We start from the raw sequence: 25,108 nt of genomic DNA, 5'->3' as shown, positions 1-25,108 counted from the left end.
CCGCCGGGCCACCCAGCCGGATCCAAACACCCTCACACACACCACCCACGCGGGGTGGAGCAGCCCGGTAGCTCGTCAGGCTCATAACCTGAAGGTCACAGGTTCAAATCCTGTCCCCGCATCCAGAATCAGCATCGCTGCAGCCGCCTCGGACACTCTCCGCAGGCGGCTTCTTCGCGTTCAGGTCCCATCATTGGTTGGTATCTGTCGGATATCCGATAGCTTCCTGATTGATTGGACAGGATCACTGCCGTAAAGCGGGCCGTAGTCATTCTCTGCCCACCTTTCTGGTGTTGTCCCTTGGGCTTCCCGCAGGAAGCAGGATGGGAGCCCGGCGATGCAGCAGGATGATGGGTGGCGGGCGACCGATCTGACGCGCCCCTATGACGCCGTGGTCATCGGCAGCGGCGCCGGCGGCGCGCCCCTCGCGCTGCGCCTCGGGCAGCGGGGGCTGCGCGTCCTGGTGGTCGAGCAAGGCGATTTCCTGCGGGTCGAGCGCGGCGGCGAGGGCGAGCCGGTCGGCCGCTTCATCACCGACGTCATGGGCAGCCGCGACGCGCCGCTCAGCATCGTCGGCGGCCGCACCAAATTCTATGGCGCCGCCCTCTACCGGATGCGCGAGAGCGATTTCAGCGCCGTCGAGCACGAGACCGGCACCTCACCCGCTTGGCCGATCACCTATGCTGAGCTCGAGCCCTATTACGAGCAGGCGGAGCTTCTCTACCGCGTGCATGGTGCGTCGGAGGGCGACCCGAGCGAGCCGCCGCGCGCCAACCCCTATCCGCATCCGCCGCTGCCGCATGGCGGCATCGTCGCCGAGATGGTGCAGCGCCTGACGCGCAGCGGCACGCCGGTGGCGCCCGTCCCGAGCGGCCTGGATTACGGGCCAGGCGGCAGCTGCGTGCTCTGCCCGACCTGCGACGCGCATCTCTGCACTCGCGACGCCAAGATGGATGCCGAGACCGCCTCCATGCGGCCGGCGCTGGCGACCGGCAACGTCCATCTGGCGACCCAGACCGAATGCCTGCGGATCCTGACCGACGGCGCGGGCGGCCGCGCCACGGGCGTGCTGCTGCGGCGCCAGGGCGAGGAATACGTGGTGCGGGCCGGGGTGGTCGCCGTCTGCGGTGGGCTGCCGGGCTCGGCCCTGATGCTGCGGCGCTCGCGCACGGACCGGCATCCGGAGGGGCTCGGCAATGCCGGCGGCGCGCTCGGCCGCTATCTCGGCGGCCACTCGGTCGGCATGATCTTCCCCTTCACCGGCCTGCGGCCGGTGCCGGCCTTCTACACCAAGACCTTCGCCATCAACGCCTATTACGAGGGCGGCCCCGGCTCGCCCCATCCCTTGGGCGTGGTGCAGGTCGCCGGGCAGATGCCCTTCTGGGAGGAGGCCTCGCGGCTGGTCCGGCCCGTCGCCCGGCTGGTCGGTCGGCACAGCCTGATGTGCTTCTACATGAGCGAGGCGCTGCCCTCGCAGGAGGCCGGGTTGCGCTTCGATGGCGACCGGCTCGCCGGGCGGGTCGAGCCGCGGCACAACCTGCAGGCCTTTGGCCGCCTGCGCGATCTCGCGGTCGAGGCCTTCCGCCGCGCCGGCTATCCCTCCCTCGCCCGCAAGCGGCCGCCCTATCTCTGGCACGAGGTCGGCACGGTGCGCTTCGGGACCGACCCGGCGAGCTCGGTGCTCGATCCGGACTGCCAGGTGCACGGCATCAAGGGCCTCTACGTGGTTGATGCCTCGACCCTGCCCTCGGCCGGGGCGGTCAACACGGCGCTGACCATCATCGCCCTCGCGCTCCGGGCGGGGGACCACATCGCCGGCGCGGCGGCGCCAGGCCAGCTGGCCCAGGAGCCGGTGCGGCCGGGCCGCCGCGTCGAGACGGTTCGCTGAGCGCGGGGACGACCATCCATGCAACTCGTCTACTACCGCAAGCAGGTGCCGAATTTCGGCGATGACCTGAACGCCGTGCTCTGGAAAGGCCTGGCGCCGGCGCTGTTCGACGAGGATCCGGAAACCGGCTTCGTCGGCATAGGCACCATCATCGGCATGCCCTGCGGCGCACTGCGACGGCTGCACGTCTTCTCCTCCGGCATCGGCAACGACCGGCCCGAGGCCTGGCGCGGCAAGCAGGTCGAGTACTGGTGCGTGCGCGGCCCGGTCTCGGCGCGGGTGCTGGGCCTGCCGGCGGAGCGGGCGCTCACCGACGGCGCCATCCTGACGCCGCTGGTCGCGGGCTTCCCGCAGGCGGCGACGGGCACGGGCGGCACGCTGGTGGTGCCGCATTTCCAGACCCTCGACCATCCCGGCTGGCCGGAGGTGGCGAAGCTGACCGGCTATGAGCTGCTCGACCCGCGCGGCACGCCGCAGGAGGTCATCGCCCGCATCGCCGGGGCGCGGCTGGTGCTGACGGAATCCCTGCACGGCGCGATCCTCGCCGATGTCTACGGCATTCCCTGGATCGCCTTCGCCACCTCGAAGAATTTCGGCATCACCAAATGGGTCGACTGGACCCTCTCGCTGGGCCGCGACTTCGCGCTGGCGATGGTCCCGCCGCCCGATCCCGGGCCGGTCCTCGCCTTCGGCCGCGCCCCCGCCCCCTTCGGCCAGACCATGCGCTTCGATGCCGAGGCGGCGCTTGCCCGCTTCGACGAGCGGGTGACGCCGGAGCCGGCGACTCTGGCCTCGCGGCTGAAGGGCTTGGCCAAGCGCTCGCCGCTGCTGCGCCCCTTTCTCGGCTTCAGCCCGGCCCGCACGGCGGAGGCGTTGGAGCGCCTGACGCGGACTGAGCCGGCGCTGAGCGCCGAGCCGCGGCGCCTGGCATTGCGGGCGCGGATGCTGGAGCGGCTCGAGGCCCTGGCGAAATCCGCCCAACCGGCCAGAGTCGCCTGATACGGCGCCTGAGGGCCGCCTGGAGCCGGGGCAGGGCTGGAGGGCTACTCCAAATAGCCTTCTCGCCCCTTTCTGGCCTCAGGCCGCATCCTGGCGCCTTACAGCGCCTGTCAAAACCGTCGCTGCCCGTTGTCCTGCCGCGGCTTGGCCGCGGCAGGCTGTGACGTCCCTTGGGCAGGAAGGGACTCCATTGGGGTCCCCGCAAAGCCGCGAAGCGGTTTTGCGGGGAAGGCTCAGCGGGGTGGTGTGGCGGCCTCCACCACCCGCAACCCGTTGACCAGGGTGCGCGGCACCGGCGATTTCGAGGGCAGCAGGCGCAACCCGTGCCGCACCACCTCCACCCCGGCATCCGGATAGACGGCCAGCACGTCCGGCAGCACCGCCTTGACCCGCTGGGCGAGGTGGGAGACGCGGCTGGTATCCGCCCCCACCTGGGCCGCCAGGGCCTGCCAGCGGAGCAGCAGGGGCTGCTCCAGCCGCTGCAGCCGGTAGGCGAGCAGGGTGTAGAGGTCGAGGCCGAGGGAGTTGTCCTTCAGATGCGCGATGGCGTCGCGCATGAGCGGCACCGCATGCTCGCGCAGATGCTCGTGGAACTCCCGGGTCAGCTCGACCGTGGCCTGCCAGGGCGCGCCCTCCTCCTGGCCGTGCCAGAGCGAGAGGCCGGAGACCAGGCGCTGGTCGCGGATGATGGTCTCGTCGCCGCCGGAGGCGGAGCGCGCCGTCCATTGCAGGGTGAACTCGCAGCGGGCGATGCGCAGCGACTGCTCGCGGATTGCCTGGATGGTGCCGCGCGGCCCGCCGGTGACCGGCAGGCCGAGGGAGCGGATCCAGGCCGACATGCTGGGGCCGAGGCTGACGGTGCGGCTGCGCACCCCCTCGGTCTGCAGGAAGATCATGATCAGCCGGGCGCGGGTGCCATAGGGCACGCCGACGCGGGTCGCCCGGCCATCCGCGCCGCGCACCACGCCGGGGCTGACCATGAGGTGGAAGCGTCCGGAATTGCGCTCCCAGATCAGGTCGTTGCTGGCCGGGCGGGCATGCGGCAGGCAGGTCTGGCAGAGGCCGGAATGCGAGAAGGCAAGGTCGTCCTCGGCCGGCTCGCCGAGAGCAACGCTGGCGGCGGCGATCCGGTCAAGCTCGCGGCGGCGCTCCTTCGGGTCCTGCAGCGCCGCGGCGACGCGCCGGAGGCCGTCGGTGCCGAAGAGCATGAGCTGGCGATGGATACCGGCCATGGAGATCCGATCACTGCGTCCGGGGCGAGCGGGCGCAGTCTAGCCATGCTGCGCCGCAATGCTGCGCTGAATCGGCGGCCTTTCGGCATGGCGCTGTCGAATTCCGGCCGAGGGCGGGCAGGGGAAGTTATCCACGCTGAATCGGCGGCCTTGCTACGCTGAATCGGCGGCCTTTGAAGGCCGGGTTTACGCTGAATCGGCGGCCTTTGAGCGAGTTATCCACGCTGAATCGGCGGCCTATACCTATAATTAAGGCCTATAAGATTCTCCTATAGGGCAGCTCTGCCTCGCGAGATCGAGGGCCTGTCGCCTGTGGATAAGTCCAAAAGGGCTCTCTTTCGGCCAGAGACCGGGGCTGCGGCAGCGGAGCAGGGCTCAGGAAGAGGAAGGCTGAACCTTCTTATCATCCGAAAAACCAAAGATGGGCTAAAGGCCGCCGATTCAGCGTGGAGAAACCCGGTCCGGCACCGGGTCTGCCAGTCCAAGCCACGGTACTTGCTGGAAGTTTCCTGGAAGAGCTTTATCAACCTATACTTGAAAATCCTGTACGGCCCAGGCTAGGTGCGTCCATGCCGCGCACCTTCCCCGACCCCTCTCCCGGCGCTGGCCGCTTCCTGCACGGCGCCGCCTGGTCGGCCCTGAACGCGGCCGCCGGCGCCCTGCTGCCGCTCGGCATCTTCGTCATCTTCGCCCGCTGGCTGCCGGCGGCCGAGATCGGCGCCGTGGCCCTCGCCGTGGCCGTCAGCGAGATAATCAAGGCCTTCGGCCTGCCCGGCCTCTACGAGGCGCTGTTGCAGCAGCGGGAGGACCGGCAGCGCGCCGCCGAGACCGCCCTCGCCTGCCTGCTCCTGGGAGGGTTCGGGCTGTTCGGCCTGCACCTGCTGCTGACCCCGCTGCTCGTATGGCTGGTGCCGGGAGTCGAGCAGGCCGGGCTGGCGATCGCCGTCCTCGGCCTGCGCATCCCGCTCGACCTCGCCGCGCTGCAGCCGCAGGCGATACTGGCCGAGCGGCTGTCCTTCCGCCGGCTGGCGCTGCGCTCGATCCTGGCGACGACCGGGGCCGGGGCGGCCGGCCTGAGCTTGCTCCTGGCCGGCCATCCCATGGCCGGGCTGGTGACCTACCAGCTCGGCCTCTCGGCCCTGCTGCTGCTGCTGACCGCCGCCGGCACCGGAACCCTGGTGTGGCCCCGGCTGCACCGCGACTGCCTGCGCCGGCTCCGGCAGGAGGCCGCGCATGCCTCGGCCGTGCGGCTGGTGGCGGCGGTGAACAACTACCTCGACCAGGTCCTCGTCGCCGGCCTGCTCGGCGGCCTGCAGCTGGCCTATTACAACTTGGCCAAGCGGGTGGAGACGATCCTGATCACCGCCGCGGCCTCCTTCGGCGGCATCCTGTTCCAGCCGGTCTTCGCCCGGCGCCGGCCCGGCGACACCGCCGAGGGGCTGCGCCGCGGCCTGATGGTCCTGACGGCCAGCTGCGGCCTGGCGACAGCGGTGATCATGGCGACCCATCTGCGGCTGATCACCCTGGTCTTCGGCCCGGCCTGGGCCGAGGCCGCGCCAGTGGCCGCCCTGCTGGCGCTCGGCGGCTTCCTGCGGGCGCTCGGCAGCGCACATGGGTCGTTGCTCTCGGTCTCGGGCCGCAACCGTCAGCTGCTGCGGGTCAGCCTCTGCTCGGCCGGATCCGGCCTGGCCCTGGTGCTGCTGCTGGCCCCGGTCGGCCTCATACCCTGCGCCCTCGCCCTGGCGCTCCGTAGCCTCGGCTCGACGGCCGCCATGGCCTGGCTGACCCGGCACGACCTGCCGGGGACCGGGCGGGTCTATGCGCTGGAGGTCGCCTTGCCCTTCGGGGCGATGCTGGCCGGCGCCTGGGCCGGAGAGGCGCTGGCCGGTCGGGTCCTCGCCGGCGCGGAGCAGGACTTGGCATCCGGCCTGCTGACCCTGGCCGCGGCCGGGACAGCCGCGACCGGGCTCATGCTGCTGTCTTTCGGCCTTCGGCTGCTCTGCCGGCGCTGGTTTGCGATGCCGCGGCCGGCCCCGCAGGCCTGATCCATGTAGTAGCAATATGGTAACGGGAAGCCCGGATAAGTTGAAGGAGGGTTAAAACAACCCTGTCTTATCCTATTGATTTTTCAAAAAAGAGCCTGTGCAGCCACGAGACGCGCCGTTCGTCCCGTCGGATCAGGCCCAGCCCGTTCGGATGCCTGCTGCATGATGAATGTCCAGAACCCGACCGAGATGCTGGCCGCCTCCCCGCAAGGGCAGGACGCACCGCCCTTCCGCTGGCTGCCCGGGATGCTGCGCTTCCTGCGCCGGCGCTGGCCGACCATCATCGGCTCGGCCGTTGTCACCCTCGGCCTGGCGGTTCTCTACCTGCTGGTCGCCACGCCGCAATTCACCGCCACTACCGCGCTCCTGGTCGATGTCCGGCAGAGCAACCCCTTCCGCCTGCAGCCGCTCGTCACCGATGCGCAATCCGAGAGCGCGCTGGTCGAGAGCCAGGTCGAGGTGATCCGGTCCGAGGGGCTGGCGCGCGCCGTCGTGCAGCAGAAGGACCTGCTGCACGACGCCGACTTCAACGCCATCGGCAAGGGCATCATCGGCGGCGTTGTCAGCTTCGTCGCCGATCTCGTCAGCAGCGACGGGCCGCCGGACGAGGAGCGGCTGCGCTCGCTCGCGGTCGAGAAGCTGATGAAGCTGATCTCGGTCCGCCGCATCGGCCTGACCGCGGTCATCGAGGTCGCCGTGCGCACGCCGGACGGCGCGCTCTCGGCCCGGCTGGCGAATGCCCTGGCCGAGCACTACCTGCAGCGCCAGGTCGCCGCTCTCGCGGATGTCTCGAGTGTGGCGAGCGCCTGGATGCAGAAGCGCGTCGGCGAGCTGCGCGACGAGGCGATCGCTGCCGATCGACAAGTGCAGGACTACCGCGCCAGCCACAACATCCTCGACACCGACAAGGGCCAGTTCAACGCGCAGCAGCTCGGCGATTTCAGCCTGCAGCTGACCGCCGCACGGGCCCGGCTCGCCGATGCGCAGGCGAAGTTCGACCGCATCAACGTCATCTCGCCCGACCGTCTGGTCGACGCACCGATGGCCGAGGCGATCGAGAACACCGTCATCGTCGCGCTGCGCAAGCAGTATCTCGACGCCCGCCGCCGCGAGTCCGAATGGTCCGCGCGCTACGGCAGCGGGCATACCGCCGCGGTCAATGCGCGGATCGAGATGGCCGAGCTGCAGAAGTCGATCAGGAACGAGCTGGCCCGCATCTCGGAGACCTATCGCAGCGAGCTCGAGGTGGCGAAGGCGAACGAGGCGGAGCTGAGCCGGCAGCTGGCCGTGCTCGCCGGCGCTGCGGCCGAGGTGAACAGCGACCGGATCATGCTGCGCGCCCTGCAGAGCGCGGCCGACAGCTACAAGTCGATCTACGAGAATTTCCTGCAGCGCTACACCCAGGCGGTGCAGGACCAGTCCTTCCCCATCACCGAGGCCCGGGTGATGTCGCCCGCCGTCCCGCCGCTGCGGAAAAGCTGGCCGAAGGCGGTGCTCGTGCTCGGCCTCGGCCTGGTGATCGGCCTGATGCTCGGCGGCGGCCTCGCCATCCTGCGCGAGCTGCTCGACCAGGGGCTGCGGACCCCGGCGCAGATCAAGGCGGCCACCGGCCATGAGTGCCTCGGCATGCTGCCGCGGCTTTCCGCCTCCGTGCAGAGCCTGGACGGCCAGCCGGCCGATCCCGGCCTGCGGCGGCTGCCGACCCGGGCGAGCGCGCTGCGCCATGTCATCGACCGGCCTGCCTCCGCCTTCGCCGAGACGATGCGCGGCATCGCGCTGCGGACCGTCTGGCGGCGCCGGACGCCGGGCGGCCAGGTGATCGGCTGCGTCGCGCCGCGCTCCGGCGAGGGCGCCAGCACCGTCGCCGCCAACCTCGCCTATGCCTTCGCCGATGCCGGCTACAACACGTTGCTGGTCGATCTCGACTTGCGCGGCGCGAGCCTGAGCCGGGCGCTGGCGCCGCAGAGCACCGGCGGCGCGGCCGAGATCGCCGAGGGCACCATGCCGCTCGAGCAGGTGGTGTGGCGCGATCCGCAGACCGGGCTGCACTTCCTGCCCGCCGCGGCGAGCAAGTCGGCGGCGCAGCCGGCGCGGATCCTGGCGCCGCTGCGGGCGGACCGGCTGATGGCGGCGCTGCGCACCGGCTACGACCGCGTGGTGCTGGACCTGCCGGCGGCCGGCAGCGCTGCCGATGCCAGCGTGCTGGCCGAGCTGCTGGACGGCCTCCTGCTGGTCTCGAGCTGGGGCGATCTCGAGGGCGAGGCGCTGGCCGAGATCCTGGACGGGCTGCATGGCAGCCGCGACCGGTTGCTCGGCGTGGTGCTCAACCGCGTGGAGATGCGCCGACTCGAGCAGTACGGCGTGACCGGCCCGGCCTCCGTGCCGCAGCGGGAGACGGAAGCCACGGTCTGAAGCGGTGCCGGAGTGAAGGCTGGGGCCGGCGCCATCGGACGATTTCCATGCTGCGGCCGGCGGCCGCGACCAGAAGCGGGCTGCCCATGCTGTTCGGATCCCTCGAATTCGTCTTCGGCTTCCTGCCGCTCACGCTGCTGACCTACCACCTGCTGCGCATCCGTGGCTGGCAGGTGGCGGCGAAGCTGGCGATGATCCTGGCTTCGCTGGTCTTCTATGGCTGGTGGGATCCCCGCTACGTGCCGCTGGTGCTCGGATCCATTGCGGTCAATTACGGGCTGGGCGCCACCATCCACCGCATGCGTGAGCCCGGCCGGCGCAAGGCGATCCTCCTCCTCGGGCTCGCGCTCAATCTCGGCCTGCTCGGCTACTACAAATATGCCGGTTTCTTCCTGCAGAACCTGGGCGGGATGTTCGGCGTCCACGACGTGGCGGCGACGCTGATCATCCCGCTTGCCATCAGCTTCTTCACCTTCCAGCAGATCGCCTACCTGGTGGAAACCTGGCGCGGCCAGGAGCCGGCGCGCAACGCGCTCGACTATCTGCTCTTCGTGCTGTTCTTCCCGCATCTGATCGCCGGGCCGATCACCCACCATGCGGAGATGCTGCCGCAATTCGCCCATGCCGGGCGCGGCCGCCTGGCCTCGAGCTTCATCGCCATGGGCGCGACCATCTTCGTCCTCGGCATGGCGAAGAAGGTGCTGCTGGCCGACACCATCGCGCAATTCGCCGATCCGGTCTTCGCCGCGGCGGCGCAGGGCGCGGCGCTGTCCACGGCCGATGCCTGGATGGGAGCCATCGCCTATACACTGCAGCTCTACTTCGATTTCTCCGGCTATTCCGACATGGCGATCGGCGTCGGCCTGCTGTTCGGCATCCGCTTCCCGGTGAATTTCAACTCGCCCTATAAGGCAACGAGCATCATCGAGTTCTGGCGGCGCTGGCATATCAGCCTCTCGGCCTTCCTGCGCACCTATCTCTACATCCCGCTCGGCGGCAACCGCGCCGGCAAGCTGCGGCGCTACGCCAACCTGATGGCCACCATGACGCTCGGCGGCCTCTGGCACGGCGCCGGATGGACCTTCCTGTTCTGGGGCTTCCTGCACGGCGCCTACCTGATCCTGAACCATGGCTGGACGACCCTGGCTGGTGGTCGCCTGCGGCTGCCGCGCGGCGCCGCCTGGGCGCTGACCATGCTCGGCGTCGTCATCGCCTGGGTCTTCTTCCGTGCCGTTTCCTTCGAGGCGGCCCTCGGCATCCTCGAGGCCATGGCAGGCGGCGGCAATCCGGGGACGCTGCCGGTCGGACTGCCGGACCGGTTGCTCGGCTGGCTGCTGATCGGCATTGGCGGCCTCATCGCGGTGTCGCAGCCCAACCTGCTCGAGCTCGCGCGCTACCCGCAGGGACTGGAGGATGGGCAGGCGAGTCCGGCGTTGCGACCGGTGCTCGGCCTGCAGCGGCTCGCCGCCAGCCCAGGCTTCGCCACGGTCTGCCTTGGCCTGCTGGCCGCGGCCTGCATCGCTCGGCTGCCGAAGCCCGGCGTCTTCCTCTACTTCACCTTCTGACGCTGAGGTGCCGCCGATGGCCTTCCCATCCCTGCTCCGGCGCTTCGCCGTGGCCTCCGTCGTCGCCGTCGCCACGCTCGCCGGCAGCCTCGCCATCCCGCACGATCCCTATATCCGCTGGCAGGACATGCGGTCCGAGGCCTGGGCCCGGCTTGGCTGGATCTACGAGCGCATCCACTTCGACGAGACGCCGATCGACATCGCCTTCATCGGCACCTCGCACACCATGAACGGCGTGGACGGTGCCGCGGTCCGCGCGGCACTGGCGGCGGCCAGCGGGGCGTGCCGGTATGTGACCAATTTCGCCTTCCCCTCCTACGGCCGCAACATGCACTGGCTGATCGCGCGCGAGCTGCTGGAGAATCGCAAGGTCGGCACACTGGTGCTCGAGGTCTTCGAGAACGAGAGCCGCAAGGCGCATCCCTTCTTCTCGACCGTCGCCGAGGTCTCGGATGTCCTGCAGGCGCCGCTGCTGATCAACCTCAACTACTTCTCCGACATCGCGCAACTGCCGGCGCGGCAGGTGATGCTCGGCTTGAAGACGCTGATGCCGGAGCGCTTCGGCCTGCATCGCCGCTTCGACCCCGCCCATTACGACGGCGAGGATGTCGACAACACGCGGCAGGTGCAGGTGGGCGGCGTCGCGCTGACGCCGCCGCGCGACCGCGTCCTGCCGCCAGAGCGTCTTGAGCGCGCGGCGGAGCGGGCGCGCGCGGCCAAGAACGGCAACATGCTGGGCAGCCATCTCCAGGCGCTCGAATACCGCTACCCGCGCCATTATCTCGACCGCATCCTGGCATTGGCGGCGGAGCGCGGCGTCGCGGTGAAGTTCCTCTACCTGCCGAGCTATGCCTATGTCGGCAGCCAGCCGCGCGATCCTTCGCTTTATGCCGGACATGGCGAGATGCTCAGCACCGGCACGCTGCTTGCCGATACCGGTCTCTGGTACGATCCCGATCACCTGAACGCGCAGGGTGCGGCGCTCCTGTCCACGCAGCTTGGCAAGTTGCTGGCCGGCGCCGCTGGTGATGCGGCGCCGGCTGGGCAGTCGATCCCATGCAGTCGGTCCCTGCCCGACGTGATGGCCTCCCGCACGCACTGAACCGGGGTTGGACCGGAGCGCCGCCACGTCCTCCTGATGGGACGCCCTCAAGCATTAGGAATTTAAATATTAGATTTATAGGAGTTTAAACCCACACACAAAATCTAAAAATAGAGATAAAACAATACTTGATCAACTTTTAGGATCATGCAAGGTTGCCGCCTGTTGGTTTCTCATTCGAAAAGGGTTCCCTATGGCAACCTTCACTGGCACGGTCGGTAATGACAAGGTCGTCGGCACCTCCGGCAACGACCTGATCAACGGCCTCGCCGGCAATGACACGCTGATCGGCGGTGCCGGCAGCGACACGCTTTATGGCGGCGCCGGCGCCGACTACCTCTATGGCGGCGCTGGCAACGACACCTTCAAGTTCAACCACGCCAACAGCACCGGCTGGACCGAGCTCAACGGCGGCGCCACCATCATGGACTTCCAGGGCGCCGGCCTTCCCAACGCTCCGGGGGTCGACAACGACTTCATTGCCCTCAATGGCTACGGCACGGCGGCCACCGGCGCGCATCTCGATTTCTTCGGCGTCTCCGCCAAGATGCCCTCGCTGCAGTACTACAAGGTCTATGCCGATGCGGCGCATGGCGGCGGCTTCAGCTGGCTCTCGGTGAAGATGGCCGACCACGAGACCAACCACCTCAGCGCCGCCTACGACTACCAGTTCTACGCGTCCTGACGCAGGCTGCTGTCTCAGGCCAACCGGCATCGCTGCCGGTTGGCCTGTCTCCCCAGCTTCGACATTTCAAAGCTTAGCGCGCCGCACGGACATTTTCTGGTTGCGATTGCGGGCTAACCCCCGGCCATGCAGCCCTTTCCCGTCTCCGCTCGCTCCCTCCCGCAGAGCCTGGAGCGGCGGCCCAATACAGGCCGCTATCGAGCCGAGCCCGGCGGGTTGCGCTGCAGGGCGATCTCGATCGTCATGGTCTGGCATGCCTCGCTGATCCGCGGCGGCGCCATCCGGCCATGAGGGCGGCCGCAATGGCCGGAAAGCCCGCCGGTCCATCCGGGATCGACTGGCCGATCTGGTGGATGACCTTCCTCTCGCTGACCGGCTACAACATCGCGGTCGGCATCAGCCCGGCGCTGATCGCGCTGTTCCTGCTGTGCTGGAGCCTGTATTTCCTGGCCTGGCCGGCCCGCAACCTGGACCGGCTGCTGCGCGCGCCGCTGCCCTTCGCCCTGCCGCTCCTCGCCCTCGCCTCCACCCTCTGGTCGCAGGCGGCGGCGATCACCCTGCGCAACGCCATCGAGCTGCTGCTGGTCACCGGCATTGGCGTGCTGATCGCGCGGGCGCAGAGGCTGCGCAGCTTCCTCTCCGCCTTCATGTGCATGATGCTCGTGAGCGTGCTCATCGGCGCCGCCACCGGCAAAAGGGCGGTGCTCGGCATTCATGGCGACATGGCGCTGATCGGCATCTTCGGCAGCAAGAACAACTTCGCGCTGATGATCAGCATGATGATGCTATCCGCCGCCGCCGTGCTGGCGGACCCGTTGCAGCCGCGCCCGCTGCGCCTGCTCGGGCTGTTCAGCCTCGTCATTGGCCCGCCCCTGCTGGTGATGGCGAAATCGCTCGGCGCCATGGTCACTCTCTTCCTCGCCCTCGGCTGCCTGGGCTTCTTCACTCTCGCAGGGCGGTTGTCGCGCCGATTGCGGCCAGCCCTCTACGTCCTCGCCACCCTGCTCGCCCTGGCGATGGTGGTGACCTTCCTGATGCTGCAGGATGCCGGGGTGCTCGAGATGCTGCTGCGCTCGGCCGGCAAGGATACCAGTCTCACGGGGCGGACCTTCCTCTGGTCGCGGGCCGATGGGCTGATCCCGCTGCACCCGCTGCTCGGTGTCGGCTACCAGGCCTTCTGGGTGCAGGAAAGCGTGGAGGCGGAAGGTCTCTGGCGCGCCTCCGACATCATCGCGCGCTTCGGATTCCACTTCCACAATCTCTACTATGAGACCGCGATCGAGCTTGGCTATGTCGGCGTCGCCGTCCTCGCCGTCACCCTGGCGGCCGTGGCGGCGGCGGCGCTCATTGCGGTGTTCCGCCGCCCCTGCCCGGAGCATGCCTTCCTCGTCTCAGCCACTGCGATCTTCCTCTCGCGCGCCTATGTCGAGCTCGACTTCCTCACGCCCTTCTCCATGGGCTCGCTGCTGCTGCCGGTCTTCTGGAGCTACGGCGCGCAGGCCGTGGCGGAGACGCGACGCCTGGGTCGGCGCCCGAGCTGGCAGGCAACCCTGTGCCCGGGCGGGCCACCGGTGCCCAGCCCGGCGCGCTGACGATTGCGGCTCGGCGAACGGCTGCGCGCCCTATTCGTCGAACTGCCAGGCGCGGATGTGGTCGATCAGCATCCGGGCCGGGAAGGCCGTCGCGGCGTCCGGCGGGCCGGGCCAGCTGCCAGGGCCGCCGACCGCCAGATTGGCCAGCAGGAACATCGGCTTGTGCATGTCCGCCGGCGTCGGCAGCGCGGCGATCTGCCGGTCATCGAGGAAGTAGCGGATCTCCTCGGCGCGCCAGCTCACTGCGAAGCTATGGAAGCCGTCCGAGACGTCGCCGACCTTGACCGGCACTGTCTTCGCCTCGCGCCGGCCACTGGCCTTGGAATGCGTCGAGACATAGACCACGCCCGGCTGGTGGCCGAGCATCTCCACGACATCGATCTCGGGCGGCCAGGTCCTGTCCGCCGGCAGCAGCCAGAGCCCCGACCAGAGGCCGCGGCCCCGAGGCAGCCGGGCGCGTATCTCGAAATAGCCGTAGCGCTGCGCGAAGCCGCCCTGCGAGGTGATGAGGCCGGATGTGTAGGGCAGGCCGCCGCGATTCTCGCCGGGGGCCGCGGTGATCTCCAGCACGCCGTCCCGTACCGCGAAGGGATGCGTGCCGACGCTCGCATCTGAATAGTACTGCGCCTCCTTGTTGCTCGGCAGGGTGCGGCCATAGGGGAAGTTGGTCCGCCACCCCTGCTGGCCATCGACTGACCAGACGAAGCGGGAGAACTCCTCGGCGAAGGTCAGCCGCATGCCGGGACGGCGGGCCTCGTCCGGCGCCTGCGCGGGCGACCATTGTGGCTGCAGCGGCGGCTCCGCCGCCCTGGCGCCAGGCTGGACGCCAAGGAGCGCCGGCAGCGCGAGGGCGGTCCGCCGGACCATCGGCAGGCCCACGGGCGCGTCCCGGTGCGGCGAGGCCGTGGCCGGGCGGGGCGCGGCCGGATCGGTGATCCGGCGCAGCAGGGCACGGCGCGTCGCGCCCGGCGAGCTCGGCCCGGGCGCGGTCATGGCCGGGCGTGCCGGCGGGGCGGGGCGGGACGTGGTTCGGTCGGTCATGCCGCGCTCAGCCCCCCGTGCTTCGGTGCGGCGGCGGCATCCTCCGTCCGCCCCGTCGCCAGATAGCCGAGCAGCCCGGCATAGCAGGACGCAGCCGAGAAGCGCTCGCGCGCCACCTGCAGCGAGGCCGTCGCGCGCTCGCCGCGCAGCACCGGGTCGAGCAGCAGCGCCACAACCTCGGCGGCGAAATCCCTCGCCTCGTCCACCGGCAGAACGGCCGGAGCGCATTCCTCCTGCACCCCCTGCAGCGTGACGCTCGTCGCCACCACCGCCTTGCCCTGGCTCAGTGCCTCGACCAGCTTCACCTTGAGGCCGGAGCCGACGAGCAGCGGCGAGACCACCACGGCCGCCGCGCGGTAATGCGGCGCGAGATCCGGCACCAGGCCGAGGATCCTCACGGCGCCGGCCAGCGCCTCCGGCAGCGGGCCGATGGCGGGGCCCGCCTTGCCGGCGACATGCAGCTCGGCCTGCGGCACGGCCTGGCGGATGCGCGGCAGCACCTCGCGCAGGAACCAGCGCAGCCCGTCCAGGTTCGGCGCGGTGTCGCTGCCGACGAAGAGCAGCGAGGCGCCCTCTCCAAGCTGCGGCGCCGCCACCGGCTCGGCCGCGAGCGGCGCCACGATCACCTGCCGCCCGGGCAGCGACTGGCGGATGAAGGCACCCTCCTCGCCCTGGATCGCCACCACCGCATCGGCGGCGCCGAGCAGGCGCAACTCGCTCGCCTGGTCGATCAGCGCCACCGAATCCATGCTGCCGGCCCTGGCGAATTGCGCGGCGCGGCTGGAGAAGAGGTCGTGCATCACCACGATGCGCCGGGCCGCGGGGCTGAGCGCATAGGGAAAGGCCGGGGTGAGGAAGGCATAGTCCGCCACCACCACATCGGCCTCGCCGCGGATGCGCCCGGCGACATGCAGCAGATCCTCCGCCCGCCAGGGCACGGCGACGGCATAGGGCGCCTTGCGCACCAGCCTGCCGAGGCCGAGCCCGGCCCTGCGCAACAGCCGGTCGGCGATGCCGAGACCGGCGGCGGCCCAGATCGCCGGGTCGCGCGCTACCAGGAAGCGACCCAGCCGCCAGGCGCCGCGCATGCTGACGGAGCGGAAGACCGCCATCTCCGGCCGCAGGCGCAGCACCGGCGTGCGGCCGAGCGGGGCGGGCGAGGGCCAGGTGAGGTGCAGCTCGTGCCCCGCCTCGGCCATGGCGCCGCAGAGGCCGAGCAGATAGGCCGAGCTGCCGCTCTCCCGCCCGGTGACGCGGTTGCGCGAGACGACATGCACGCGCAGCCGCCGCGCCTCGCCCTCCGGCGCGGGGGCCACCACGGGTCGCAGCCGGGCGAGCATCCTGGCCAGCCGGTCGCGCAGTGGCAGCCGCAGCAGCGCCGCGCCGCCGGGGGAGCGGATCGCCTCGCGCAGCGCCGCGGCCGGGTCGCCTGCCTTCAGCGCGGCGAGGATGGCGTCATAGGCGAGCGCCCGCTCGATGCTGGCGCGGCGGTGGCGGAAGGCGGCCTCGGTCGCCGCATCCTGCGGCCCGATCGCGGCGCGGAAGGCGCTGTCGGAGGCCAGCATGGCGGTGAGGTCGCCGCGGCGCAGCCGGTGCGAGGTCGAGGCATCGTGCCGGCGATAGAAATAGGTGAGCTCCGGCAGGATGCGGAACCGCGCCCCCATGGCCAGCAGCCGCGCGACCAGGTCGTAATCCTCGGCGATGCGCAGGGCCGGGTCGTAGCGGATGCCGCTCCGCCGCAGCAGCGCCGTCCGGATGAGCGGCTTGAGATAGCCGAGCGCCGGCAGCCGCCCGAACAGTGCATTGGCGCGGACATAGGTGGCGAGGTCGATCTCCGCCGGCAAGGCGAGGCGGCCGCGCAGCAGCGGTCGCGGCGCGCTGCCATCCGCGAAGAAGGCCAGCATGTCGTCGGCGAGGATGTCGCAGCCCGTCTGCTCGGCGACCTCCAGCAGCCGCGCCAGCCGCTCGGGATGCATCAGGTCGTCGCTGTCCATGACGGCGATCCAGTGGCCCCGCGCGGCGGCGAGGCCGCGGTTGCGCGCCGCGCCCGGGCCGCCCTGAGGGGCCGATGGCAGGATGACGAGGCGGCGGTCCTCGGCGGCGATGGCCCGAGCGATGGCCAGGCTGTCATCGGTCGAGCCGTCATCCGCCAGCACCACCTCGATGGCGGCGAGGTTCTGCGCGAGCGCCGAGCGGAGCGCCTCGGCCAGGAAGCGGGCGCCGTTGTGGTTGGCCATCACCACGCTCACCAGCGGGCGCTCGAGGGACAGGGGCATGGCTGGCTCCGAAGGCGGCGAGGCGGGCCCGGCCGCATCGCGATCAGGGACCGGATGACGTCTGACCGGGTGCATCGGGCGGGGAATATCAACTAATACTAGAAAATCCAGTATAGAATTTAGGCAATCAATCTATTAACCGTAAGGAGATTTCCGCCTCGGCATTTCCCGCTACCGTCTGGGCTCCGGTCCCGGACGCAGCACGGTCGCCGCGGCCCTTGTCCGGAGCCCGAGCGACCGCCCATGCGCCTCGCCTATATTGTCCACGACCTCGCCGACCCGGCCGTGGCCCGCCGGCTCGCCATGCTCGCCCCGCATCTGGCCTCGGCCGTCGTCATCGGCTTCCATCGCGATGCCGCGCCGCCGGCGCGGGTGGCGGGCTGGCCGACCGTGCCGCTCGGCCGGACGGAGGATGCGCGGCTCGGCAAGCGGGTGCTGTCCGTCCTGCGGGCCCGGCTGCAACTCGGGACCCTCGCGCCGCATCTCGCCGGGGCGACGGTGGTGATGTCGCGCCAGCTCGAGACGCTGGTGCTGGCCCGGGCGGCGCGGGCGCACTTCGCGCCGGGGGCGATGCTGGTGCAGGAATGCCTCGATGTGCATCGACTGCTGGTCGGCGGGACCTGGAAGAGTCGGGCGATGCGGCGGCTGGAGGGGCGGCTGCTGCGCGCCTGCGACCTGCTGCTGGTCAGCTCGCCCGCCTTCCTGCGCGAGCATCTCGTCCCGGCGCATGGCGCGGCGCTGCCGCCGGCGATGCTGGTGGAGAACAAGGTGCTGCAGGCGGAGCTGGCGGAACAGGCGCAGACAACGGCGCCGCGACCGGCAGCCGCGCCGCCCTGGCGGATCGGCTGGTACGGCGTCATCCGCTGCCGCGAGAGCCTGATGCTGCTGGCCGATCTGGTCCGCCGGCTGCCTGGCCGGGTCGAGGTGGAGATCCGCGGCCGCCCGGCGCCGAGCGCCATCCCGGACTTCGAGGCGGTGGTGGCGGCGACGCCGGGCCTGCACTTCCTCGGCCCCTATGACCGCAGGCGCGACCTCGCCGCCATGTATCGCGGGGTGCATTTCGCCTGGGCGATCGATTACTTCGAGGCGGGCGCGAATTCCGACTGGCTGCTGCCGAACCGGCTCTACGAGGGCAGCCTGCACGGTGCGGTGCCGATCGCCCTGGCGCGGACCGAGACCGGCCGCTGGCTGGCCCGGCACCGGGCCGGGCTGCTGCTGCAGGAGCCGCTGCAGCAGGCGCTGCCGGCCTTCTTCGCCGGGCTCGACGCGGCCGGCTATGCGGCGTCGGCGGCGGCGGTCGCGGCCATCCCGCAGGCCGATCTGGTGGAGGATGGCGTGGCGCTGGCCACCGCCCTGCTGCAGGCCCAGGCCCGCGATGCCCGCCTGCTCCTGCCCGCGGCCGGGGCGCCGGTGCCGGTCTGAGCGCCGGCCGTTTGCCTAGAGCGTGATCTCGCTTGAGATGACTCACCGGAAAGCGTGAATCACGCGATCAAACAACGGCCTGGACCATGATCCGTGAACCTGTGTGAGCGGATCATGGTCTAGGGGGATTGGATCGAACGGGTTGCCGCTGCGGGTCGAGACCGTGCTCGAGGGCCAGACCCATTCCACCCGCCTCGACTACGACCATGCCGACCCGCCGGCCGATGTCGGAGCGCTGACGAGCAGGCGGGCCGACACGGCTGAACTGCTTCTGTCCGAAAATAGCTTTTATCGGACACAATCCAATGCGCCGCGGCGAAGCCCGATCGGGCCTGCCGGAAAACTCCCCGAGCGGGGAAACCGGAGGCGCATTAAGATTTCAAATCGATCTTCAGCACTTTGAAGATAAAGGCCAGATGGCAGGGCAGGAGGCGGAGGAGCCGGCGGAGAGCGACGCGACAGACGGGCAGGAGCCCTGGCGTCCGGTTTGGGAGGATGCGGCGGCGGAGGCCATGGCGATGGCCCCGCCACCCTGGCTCGCCCCGTCACGCCGTAGGCCGGAGCCTGATTGGCGCACCCTGGCCGCCCCCCTCGCCGCCGCCGAGGATGCTCTCTCCCGGCTCGATGCCGGCGCCGAGGCCGCCTCCCCTGCCCTTTGCGAGGGGCTGGTCGCCCGCATGGCCTTCGCCGAGGCCGCCGGTTGGCTGGCGAGCGCCGCCGACCGGGCCTGGATCCATCCGCGGGACTTGGCGCTGGCCGAGGCGGGGCTGCTCGGCGACTTTATCGCCGCGGCCCTGGGCGGCCATGCCGGGACGGCCCTGCCGGCCACGGCCGGTGCATCCGGGCCCGGTCATGCCGGCGCCCTCCTGGCCGCGGAGGCCGACCGGCTGCCGGATGGCGCCACCCTTGCCCAAGGTCTGGCCCTGGCCCGGGCGCTGCGTCGCCTGGCGAGGCCGATGCACCGGGATCCGCTCGCCGATCCGGCCGCATTGCTGCAGCCCCTGGCGATGGAGGCGGCGCCGCTCCGCCTGCGGCCGGAGCGGCTGGCCGCCTGGCGCGCGGCGGCGTTCGATCGCGCCCAGCCGCCCTTGCTGGCCGCCGCCGCGGCGGCCGCGGCCTGGATGTCGGTCAATGCGCTCGAGAACGGGCAGCCCGCGCCGGCCCAGGCCCTGCTGCTCGCCGCCGCGGTGGTGCGGCGCCGCGGCCGGCTGCGGGCCATCCCCCTGCCCTTCTGGGCGATGAACGGCCCCGGTCGGGCAGCCGCGCTGCCGCTGCGTGATCCGGCCGGCTGGCTGGCCGTCTTCCTCGACCGGGTGGCGCTGGCGGCGCGGCAGGGCCTCGCGGAACTGGCCCGGCTGCGCGAGGCCGAGGCGGCGGCGCGGCAATTGGTGGGAATGGGGCGGCGCGGTCATCTGGCGGCCGCCGCCGAGCTGGTGCTGCGCGCGCCGGCGGTCACGGCTCGCGGCCTGGCCCGGCAGCTCGGCATCACGCCGCAGGCGGCGCTGCGGCTGCTCGGGCGCCTGGAGGCGGCCAGGATCATACGGGAGTCGACGGGGCGTCGCAGCTTCCGGGCGTATGGGATTTTTTGAGCATTGGTAGTATTCGCCCTGTATCCCGCATGGCAGCGCCCCAGATGATGCTCCGGGCGGCTTGTGCCGTGCTTCCCCGCGACTGTTCGAGAATTGTCTCTTGCACCTCAGCCCTGAAGACATCGCTGCCGCGGAAGCCTGCGGCGTCAATTTCCTGCCCGCCTCCGATGCCCAGGTCCAGCGCATGGCCATGCAGCGGAAGATCTTCTACCGGGCCGGCGAGCCGATCCTGGCGACCCGCGGCGACGGCTTTTTTGAGACGGTCGGCACGCTGCAGCAGCTGATCGAGGAAGGGCGCCGGCAGCAGCAGGATCTGGCGCAATGGCTGCAGGCGGAGCCGGCCGGGACGGCGGAGGCAGCCGTCCCAACCATGGCGGAGCCAGCCGAGGCGATGGCGGAGGCACCGGCCGAGGTGCCGGAAGCGGCCCCGCCGCCGGCCGCGGATGACCCCGCGCCGGCCGAGGCGGCAGAGCCTGCGCCGGAGCCCATGCCGCCGAAGCGGCAGCGCCGGCGCCGGCCGCCTGCCAGCGAGCTGGCCCATCTGCCGGACCTACCGGATCGGGATCCCGAGCTGGCGGCGACTTTGTCCGCCGATGCCTCCCGGCCGACATCCCGGGACCGCAGCCAGCGCTGGCTGGTCGCCGGCGCGGCGCGGCGCGGCCGGGCAGGAAAGCATTGGAGCACGCGCCAGCGCGGATAGCTACTAGGTAGCTATCGGATACCAAAATCTGGCGATCCGCCTTATTGCTGCTTTCGGGACGGCATCCCGCTTCGCTGCATCGATCAGCGCTTCCGCGTCTGCAACTCCCGCGTGAGGGCGGCGATGGCACGGGCGAAGGCATCGCCCAGCACCCAGCCCTGGGCATCGGCGATGGCATAGAAGGCGGCGGCATCCTCCGCCCGGACCTTCAGGTTCAATTGCTGGTTCCGCCCCGTGCGGTAGCGGCGCTGCTCCCGCCGCTCGGCGGGTGCCGCCGGCAAAGGCTCGGTCCTGGCCGACCTCGGCGCCGGGCCGCGGCTGCGGAAGCCGGCTTCCTCGGCTACCGCCTTCACCTGCTCCGGCCGGGCCGGCGGCCTGGGCGCGAAGCCGCTGACATCCAGCTCCTCTTCGAAGAGCCCTGCGCGCTTGTCGCTCATGCCATGCTCTCCGTCGGGATTTCGCTTGGCCGGGCCGGCCGCAGCATCGCCACCACCTCGGCCGCGAAGGCGCGGGCATTCTTCACCGCCCCCTCCAGCCCGCTGACCTGGCCAGGATTCAGCCCGTCAACCGTGCCGCCGAAGCTGAAGATGGCGCGGAAGGCCTCGCGCTCATGCATCTGGGTCTGCAGCGCAGGCACGCCATGCGCGTCGAATTCGCTGCGGATGTGCTGCAGCGTGCGCGGCCGGATGGCGGCGCTGGTGCGGGTGAAGAGCACGGCATGCGGGATCCGCCGGGCGAAGGCCTTCTCCTGCTGGCGGATCAGCCGGATCGCCTTCGCCGCCTCCGCGGCATCGAGCTGGCTGCCCTGGGAGGGGATGATGACCAGGTCGGCGCGGCTGATGGCATAGGCGACGGTCAGGCTGGCCGTTCCCTCGAGATCGACGATGACGAAGGGCACGCGCGCGGCGGCGCCCTCGATGGCGTCGATCACCGTCTCCTCGGTGACGTCGGCGATGACCTCGAGCCCTTCCGGCCGGCCGGGGCGGCGGGCCCAGGCCGAGACGGGGCGGTTCGGGTCGGCATCGATGATGGTGACCGCGGCCCCCTTGCGGGCGAGCTCGCAGGCCAGGACGACGGCGGAGGTCGATTTGCCGGCGCCGCCCTTGGGGCTGGCGAAGACGATCGAGGGCATGGGGATAGCGCTCTCCGCTGGCGCCCTGGCCTTGCACGTGCGGCGGTGGCCAAGGCTTCCGGCCTGTTGTCTTCGGAGCCTCATCCGCTCCGGATGGCGAGGGCTTATCCGAAAGCTATCGGATAGACAATGGATATCCAACAGCTATCAAAGTCTGCCACGCGCCTGTTGTAGGGGGGCGTCGGTCGACCCGGCTCGGTTCCCGGGGCACGAAAAGTTCTACCATTACATGTAATCTGTCTTTTGTTCTAAAAAACAAACAAATTAGCAGTAAAAACAAATACAGAATCGTATTATAATTTGGACATTGCAAAAAACACACGAAATTTAACTTGATTGTTGTTTATGCGAGTTGACTGATGCTGGCGATTTCACAACCATAGATTGTCGAATGCGCGGCTTTACGACCGCTAAGCGTTAACATTCCACTTTGTTTGTTGCAATATAGCAACAAGGAGGAGAGATGACGAGCATCACGGGCGGGTACAGTGCGAGCGGCGTGTGGCTGGCGGCCAGCGGCGCCCCGACATCCTGGCTCAGCGGCTCGCAGGTCCCAGCCGGCGGCTCGCTCTACGGCACCAGCGGAAACGACTTCATGTCGACGCCGAGCGGCGGCACCGCCTATGGCGGGACGGGCGACGACAGCTACTATCTCTGGAACATGCAGGATCGGGTCGTCGAGCTGGCCGGCCAGGGCGTCGACACCCTCTATTCCTATGTCGGCTCCTACCTGCTGCCGGACAACGTCGAGAACATGGTCCTCGACAGCGCCAAGACGTCCGGGACCGGCAATGCCCTGGCGAACATCATCGCCGGCGGCAGCGGGTCGCAGACCATCGATGGCGGCGTGGGCAACGACATCCTCTCGGGTGGAGACGGCGCCGACCGCTTCCTCATGCAGGGGGGAACCGGCTGGGACCTCATCCGGGACTTCGAGACCGGCGCCGACCAGCTCGCCATCGGCGGCGCCTTCACGCAGTTCACCAGCTTCGCCGCCGTGCAGGCCGCCCTCACCCAGCTCGGCACCGACACCGTGCTGCAGCTCTCGTCGACCGATGCGGTGACCTTCCAGAACAAGAGCGTGGGCGCCTTCACCGCCGCCGATTTCATCCTGCCCGCGGCGGCGCTGGCGGCCAGCCTCACCCTGACCTTCAGCGACGAGTTCACCAGCTTCTCGGCCACGCCGACGGGACTCGACGCCGGCGGCAACGCAGCCTGGAAGACCATCTTCATGGGGGGCGGCCGGACGCTGTCCTCCAACAAGGAGGTCGAATACTACTCGGACACAACGGTCGGCGCCGATCCCTTCGCCCTGCATGCGGAGAATGGCGGCAGCCTCGACATCACCGCCACCCCGGCCAGCGGCCTGCCGAGCGGCCTGAGCTACACCAGCGGCCTCATCACCACCGAGATCTCGGCCGTGCAGACCTACGGCTACTTCGAGATCAACGCCAAGATCCCGAGCGGCGCCGGCTTCTGGCCGGGCTTCTGGCTGCTGCGCGCCGACGGCACATGGCCGCCGGAGATCGACGTCATGGAGATCCTCGGGAACACGCCGGGACAGCTCTACATGACGTCCCACAGCCAGGCGACCGGGAGCCATATCCAGGACAGCGCCAGCATCTGGACCGAGGATCTCTCGCTCGCCTACCACAGCTATGCGGTGTCCTGGCGGCCGGACAAGCTGACCTTCTACCTTGACGGAACGGCGCTTTTCTCCACGGCCACGCCCTCCGACATGCACAGCCCGATGTACATGCTCGCCAACCTCGCCGTGGGCGGCAAGGGTAGCTGGCCTGGCGCGGCCGACGGCGTCTCCAGCGCGACGATGTCGATCGATTCCATCAAGGCCTATCAGTTCGCCGACCTCGCCGGTCCCTATCGCCCGGCGGCGGTCGAGGCCGACCTGGTCAATGGCAGCTGGTCCGCCGACAGCCTCCTCGGCAGCGACGGCAACGACCGCATCGAGGGGAAGGGCGGCAGCGACACCATGACCGGCGGCGCCGGCGCCGATGTCTTCGCCGTCGCGGTCAACGAGGGCAAGGACATCATCACCGACTTCCAGGTGGGCGTCGACAAGCTGCTGCTCTACGGCGTCACCGCGGCGAGCGTCGCCAGCACGAGCGTGGGCCTCGTCGTCACCGTCAACCCGTACAACACGGTGACGCTGAAGGGCGTGACCGCGTTGGCGGCCGACAGCATCATCTATGGCGATGCGCCGGTCAGCGGCACCACGGGAGCGGATACGATCGACCTCTCCGCCAGGACGATGCCGCAATACGTCTCCGCCTCGAGCGGCGCGGACAGCATCACCGGCAGCGCCGGCGACGACTTCCTCCTGGGCGGGCAGGGGAACGACACCCTGATCGGCGGGGCGGGGGCCGACACCTTCGCCTTCTCGCTCTGGGACGGCCATGACCGGATCGTCGATTTCCAGTCGGGCGTCGATCGCATCATGCTGCGCGGCATCGACGCCGACACCGTCTGGGTGAACCCGTCGCGGGATGCCGCGGGCAATGCCGGCCTCGAGATCGACTACGGCACCGGGCAATCGATCTTCCTGCCGGGCCTAACCGCGCTGGTGGCTGGGGACATCGTCTTCTCCGCCTGACGGGCAGTGCGCCTGGCGCGGGGCTCCCGGCCATCCCCGCAAACAGGGCATGGCTGATCGCGAAGGAGTGCCGCTTGCGTTGGGCGGCAACCAGGCTATTTTGTGCATCGCAGCAAAGCGGTTCGCCGCCTGCTGCTTTCTTGGACGTTTCCTCCCTAAACTCGGCGGCGCCTTCGGGTGCCGCCCTTTTTTTGCGGGCCTTGGCTGGGCGATGCCCATCTGGGTCGGCCAAAGGAGACCCTGGGGGGCGCGGCCGGAAAAAGGGTGTTGACGCCGGCCGCAACTGGCGTCATAAGCCGCCCCCCCACAGCGACGCGGTTTTGCCTCGCCAGCCTGCCAGAGACGCCGATGGCGTTGATGGCAAGGGTTTGGACGAGGGGGCCAAGTCGCCGGGGTTTCTGGCTTCTGTGCCTTCGGGCACGTGTTCTTTCGTCCTACAGAAATGTAGGGTGCCCTTGCTTTCGGCTTTCACGGCGCCTATATGGTGCCGGCCGGATGAAACGGCACGGATCTTTGAAAATCGCATCGGTCTTTTGGAAGCAAGTGCGCTGACGGCGTGCTGTTGACTTCGTTCCGTGACGGGACCGGGGCGCAGTATTGTCGATCAAGCAGTGCACTTTGCGTCGAGAGTAGTGAGCGGAGCCTGGTCGAATAGGCATCCGCGAGGCTGGGCTTCGGCCTGGCCACGCAGATGAACCTGAGAGTTTGATCCTGGCTCAGAGCGAACGCTGGCGGCATGCTTAACACATGCAAGTCGCGCGGGTGGTTTCGGCCATCAGCGGCGGACGGGTGAGTATCGCGTAGGAATGTATCCTGA

17 protein-coding genes, 1 tRNA gene and 1 rRNA gene are annotated in these 25,108 nt (G+C 69.8%); 14 read left to right on the top strand and 5 right to left on the bottom strand.

Features of this window, described 5'->3' with window-relative positions; genetic code table 11:
• Positions 1-48 precede the first annotated feature (48 nt).
• The 3 genes from HJG45_RS27700 to HJG45_RS27690 all read left to right on the top strand — a co-directional run bounded on the left by HJG45_RS27700 (position 49) and on the right by HJG45_RS27690 (position 2,887).
• A tRNA-Met gene (locus HJG45_RS27700) sits at positions 49-125 on the top strand.
• Positions 126-337: 212 nt separating this feature from the next.
• Positions 338-1,888: a GMC oxidoreductase gene (locus HJG45_RS27695; RefSeq protein ID WP_171617159.1), complete on the top strand. Its 1,551-nt coding sequence runs from the start codon at positions 338-340 to the stop codon at positions 1,886-1,888.
• Positions 1,889-1,906: 18 nt separating this feature from the next.
• Positions 1,907-2,887, top strand: a complete 981-nt coding sequence (locus HJG45_RS27690; RefSeq protein ID WP_171617157.1) for a polysaccharide pyruvyl transferase family protein — start codon at positions 1,907-1,909, stop codon at positions 2,885-2,887.
• Between the two features lie 233 nt (positions 2,888-3,120).
• On the opposite strand, the gene HJG45_RS27685 is transcribed toward HJG45_RS27690, so the two are convergent.
• Positions 3,121-4,119 carry a replication protein RepA gene (locus HJG45_RS27685; protein WP_171617156.1) on the bottom strand — a complete coding sequence of 333 codons (999 nt, stop codon included), beginning with the start codon at positions 4,117-4,119 and terminating at the stop codon, positions 3,121-3,123.
• A gap of 569 nt (positions 4,120-4,688) precedes the next feature.
• On the opposite strand from HJG45_RS27685, the gene HJG45_RS27680 reads away from it, so the two are divergent.
• The 6 genes from HJG45_RS27680 to HJG45_RS27655 all read left to right on the top strand — a co-directional run bounded on the left by HJG45_RS27680 (position 4,689) and on the right by HJG45_RS27655 (position 13,520).
• Positions 4,689-6,164: an oligosaccharide flippase family protein gene (locus HJG45_RS27680; RefSeq protein WP_171617154.1), complete on the top strand. Its 1,476-nt coding sequence runs from the start codon at positions 4,689-4,691 to the stop codon at positions 6,162-6,164.
• Between the two features lie 162 nt (positions 6,165-6,326).
• Positions 6,327-8,576, top strand: coding sequence for a Wzz/FepE/Etk N-terminal domain-containing protein (locus HJG45_RS27675; protein ID WP_171617152.1), 2,250 nt, complete (start codon positions 6,327-6,329; stop codon positions 8,574-8,576).
• Positions 8,577-8,662: 86 nt separating this feature from the next.
• Positions 8,663-10,141: an MBOAT family protein gene (locus HJG45_RS27670; protein ID WP_171617151.1), complete on the top strand. Its 1,479-nt coding sequence runs from the start codon at positions 8,663-8,665 to the stop codon at positions 10,139-10,141.
• A gap of 16 nt (positions 10,142-10,157) precedes the next feature.
• Positions 10,158-11,243 (top strand): hypothetical protein, encoded by a 1,086-nt coding sequence (locus tag HJG45_RS27665; protein WP_171617149.1) that lies wholly within the window; start codon positions 10,158-10,160, stop codon positions 11,241-11,243.
• 193 nt (positions 11,244-11,436) lie between these two features.
• Entirely contained in the window at positions 11,437-11,928 is a 492-nt protein-coding gene (locus HJG45_RS29310) for a hypothetical protein (protein ID WP_171617147.1), read from the top strand.
• 302 nt (positions 11,929-12,230) lie between these two features.
• The gene (locus HJG45_RS27655) at positions 12,231-13,520 is read left to right on the top strand and encodes an O-antigen ligase (RefSeq protein WP_171617145.1); all 1,290 of its coding nucleotides are present in this window, start codon (positions 12,231-12,233) and stop codon (positions 13,518-13,520) included.
• A 30-nt stretch (positions 13,521-13,550) separates the two neighbouring features.
• Here HJG45_RS27655 and HJG45_RS27650 read toward each other — a convergent pair whose 3' ends face one another.
• Both HJG45_RS27650 and HJG45_RS27645 read right to left on the bottom strand, forming a co-directional pair.
• A complete protein-coding gene (locus HJG45_RS27650) occupies positions 13,551-14,561 on the bottom strand; it encodes a family 16 glycosylhydrolase (RefSeq protein ID WP_171617143.1) in 1,011 nt (336 codons plus the stop codon).
• Complete coding sequence (locus HJG45_RS27645; protein WP_171617142.1) at positions 14,558-16,837, bottom strand: glycosyltransferase; 2,280 nt, start codon at positions 16,835-16,837, stop codon at positions 14,558-14,560. The genes HJG45_RS27650 and HJG45_RS27645 overlap by 4 nt, the downstream gene beginning before the upstream one ends.
• Positions 16,838-17,080: 243 nt before the next feature.
• Here HJG45_RS27645 and HJG45_RS27640 point away from each other — a divergent pair, with 243 nt between their 5' ends.
• The 3 genes from HJG45_RS27640 (at position 17,081) to HJG45_RS27630 (ending at position 20,548) form a co-directional block, all read left to right on the top strand.
• Positions 17,081-18,259 carry a hypothetical protein gene (locus HJG45_RS27640; RefSeq protein WP_174890594.1) on the top strand — a complete coding sequence of 393 codons (1,179 nt, stop codon included), beginning with the start codon at positions 17,081-17,083 and terminating at the stop codon, positions 18,257-18,259.
• Positions 18,260-18,675: 416 nt separating this feature from the next.
• On the top strand, positions 18,676-19,848 hold the full coding sequence (locus HJG45_RS27635) for a helix-turn-helix domain-containing protein (RefSeq protein WP_171617140.1): 1,173 nt from the start codon (positions 18,676-18,678) through the stop codon (positions 19,846-19,848).
• Positions 19,849-19,948: 100 nt separating this feature from the next.
• Positions 19,949-20,548 carry a hypothetical protein gene (locus HJG45_RS27630; RefSeq protein WP_171617138.1) on the top strand — a complete coding sequence of 200 codons (600 nt, stop codon included), beginning with the start codon at positions 19,949-19,951 and terminating at the stop codon, positions 20,546-20,548.
• 83 nt (positions 20,549-20,631) lie between these two features.
• On the opposite strand, the gene HJG45_RS27625 is transcribed toward HJG45_RS27630, so the two are convergent.
• A complete protein-coding gene (locus HJG45_RS27625) occupies positions 20,632-20,985 on the bottom strand; it encodes a stability/partitioning determinant (protein WP_171617136.1) in 354 nt (117 codons plus the stop codon).
• The gene (locus HJG45_RS27620) at positions 20,982-21,680 is read right to left on the bottom strand and encodes a ParA family protein (RefSeq protein WP_171617135.1); all 699 of its coding nucleotides are present in this window, start codon (positions 21,678-21,680) and stop codon (positions 20,982-20,984) included. Before HJG45_RS27620 ends, HJG45_RS27625 begins: the two co-directional genes overlap by 4 nt.
• Before the next feature lie 463 nt (positions 21,681-22,143).
• Here HJG45_RS27620 and HJG45_RS27615 point away from each other — a divergent pair, with 463 nt between their 5' ends.
• Together HJG45_RS27615 and HJG45_RS27610 are read left to right on the top strand one after the other, a co-directional pair.
• Complete coding sequence (locus HJG45_RS27615; protein ID WP_171617133.1) at positions 22,144-24,291, top strand: family 16 glycosylhydrolase; 2,148 nt, start codon at positions 22,144-22,146, stop codon at positions 24,289-24,291.
• Positions 24,292-24,984: 693 nt separating this feature from the next.
• Positions 24,985-25,108, top strand: a 16S ribosomal RNA gene (locus HJG45_RS27610); the annotation flags it as partial.

It is taken from the genome of Roseicella sp. DB1501 (assembly GCF_013112485.1).
GTDB lineage: Bacteria > Pseudomonadota > Alphaproteobacteria > Acetobacterales > Acetobacteraceae > Paracraurococcus.
The sequence above is the reverse complement of the archived record's forward strand: the minus strand, read 5'-3'. Positions and strand labels throughout refer to the sequence as shown.

Bases quoted from the DNA above. Each gene is read 5' to 3' on its own strand.
- HJG45_RS27690 (WP_171617157.1), top strand. From the start codon at position 1,907: ATGCAACTCGTCTACTACCGCAAGCAGGTGCCGAATTTCGGCGATGAC.
- HJG45_RS27620 (WP_171617135.1), bottom strand. From the start codon at position 21,680: ATGCCCTCGATCGTCTTCGCCAGCCCCAAGGGCGGCGCCGGCAAATCG.
- HJG45_RS27680 (WP_171617154.1), top strand. From the start codon at position 4,689: ATGCCGCGCACCTTCCCCGACCCCTCTCCCGGCGCTGGCCGCTTCCTG.
- HJG45_RS27670 (WP_171617151.1), top strand. From the start codon at position 8,663: ATGCTGTTCGGATCCCTCGAATTCGTCTTCGGCTTCCTGCCGCTCACG.
- HJG45_RS27655 (WP_171617145.1), top strand. From the start codon at position 12,231: ATGGCCGGAAAGCCCGCCGGTCCATCCGGGATCGACTGGCCGATCTGG.
- HJG45_RS27615 (WP_171617133.1), top strand. From the start codon at position 22,144: ATGACGAGCATCACGGGCGGGTACAGTGCGAGCGGCGTGTGGCTGGCG.
- HJG45_RS27635 (WP_171617140.1), top strand. From the start codon at position 18,676: ATGGCAGGGCAGGAGGCGGAGGAGCCGGCGGAGAGCGACGCGACAGAC.
- HJG45_RS27685 (WP_171617156.1), bottom strand. From the start codon at position 4,119: ATGGCCGGTATCCATCGCCAGCTCATGCTCTTCGGCACCGACGGCCTC.
- HJG45_RS27665 (WP_171617149.1), top strand. From the start codon at position 10,158: ATGGCCTTCCCATCCCTGCTCCGGCGCTTCGCCGTGGCCTCCGTCGTC.
- HJG45_RS27625 (WP_171617136.1), bottom strand. From the start codon at position 20,985: ATGAGCGACAAGCGCGCAGGGCTCTTCGAAGAGGAGCTGGATGTCAGC.
- HJG45_RS27640 (WP_174890594.1), top strand. From the start codon at position 17,081: ATGCGCCTCGCCTATATTGTCCACGACCTCGCCGACCCGGCCGTGGCC.
- HJG45_RS27645 (WP_171617142.1), bottom strand. From the start codon at position 16,837: ATGCCCCTGTCCCTCGAGCGCCCGCTGGTGAGCGTGGTGATGGCCAAC.
- HJG45_RS27650 (WP_171617143.1), bottom strand. From the start codon at position 14,561: ATGACCGACCGAACCACGTCCCGCCCCGCCCCGCCGGCACGCCCGGCC.
- HJG45_RS27695 (WP_171617159.1), top strand. From the start codon at position 338: ATGCAGCAGGATGATGGGTGGCGGGCGACCGATCTGACGCGCCCCTAT.
- HJG45_RS29310 (WP_171617147.1), top strand. From the start codon at position 11,437: ATGGCAACCTTCACTGGCACGGTCGGTAATGACAAGGTCGTCGGCACC.
- HJG45_RS27675 (WP_171617152.1), top strand. From the start codon at position 6,327: ATGATGAATGTCCAGAACCCGACCGAGATGCTGGCCGCCTCCCCGCAA.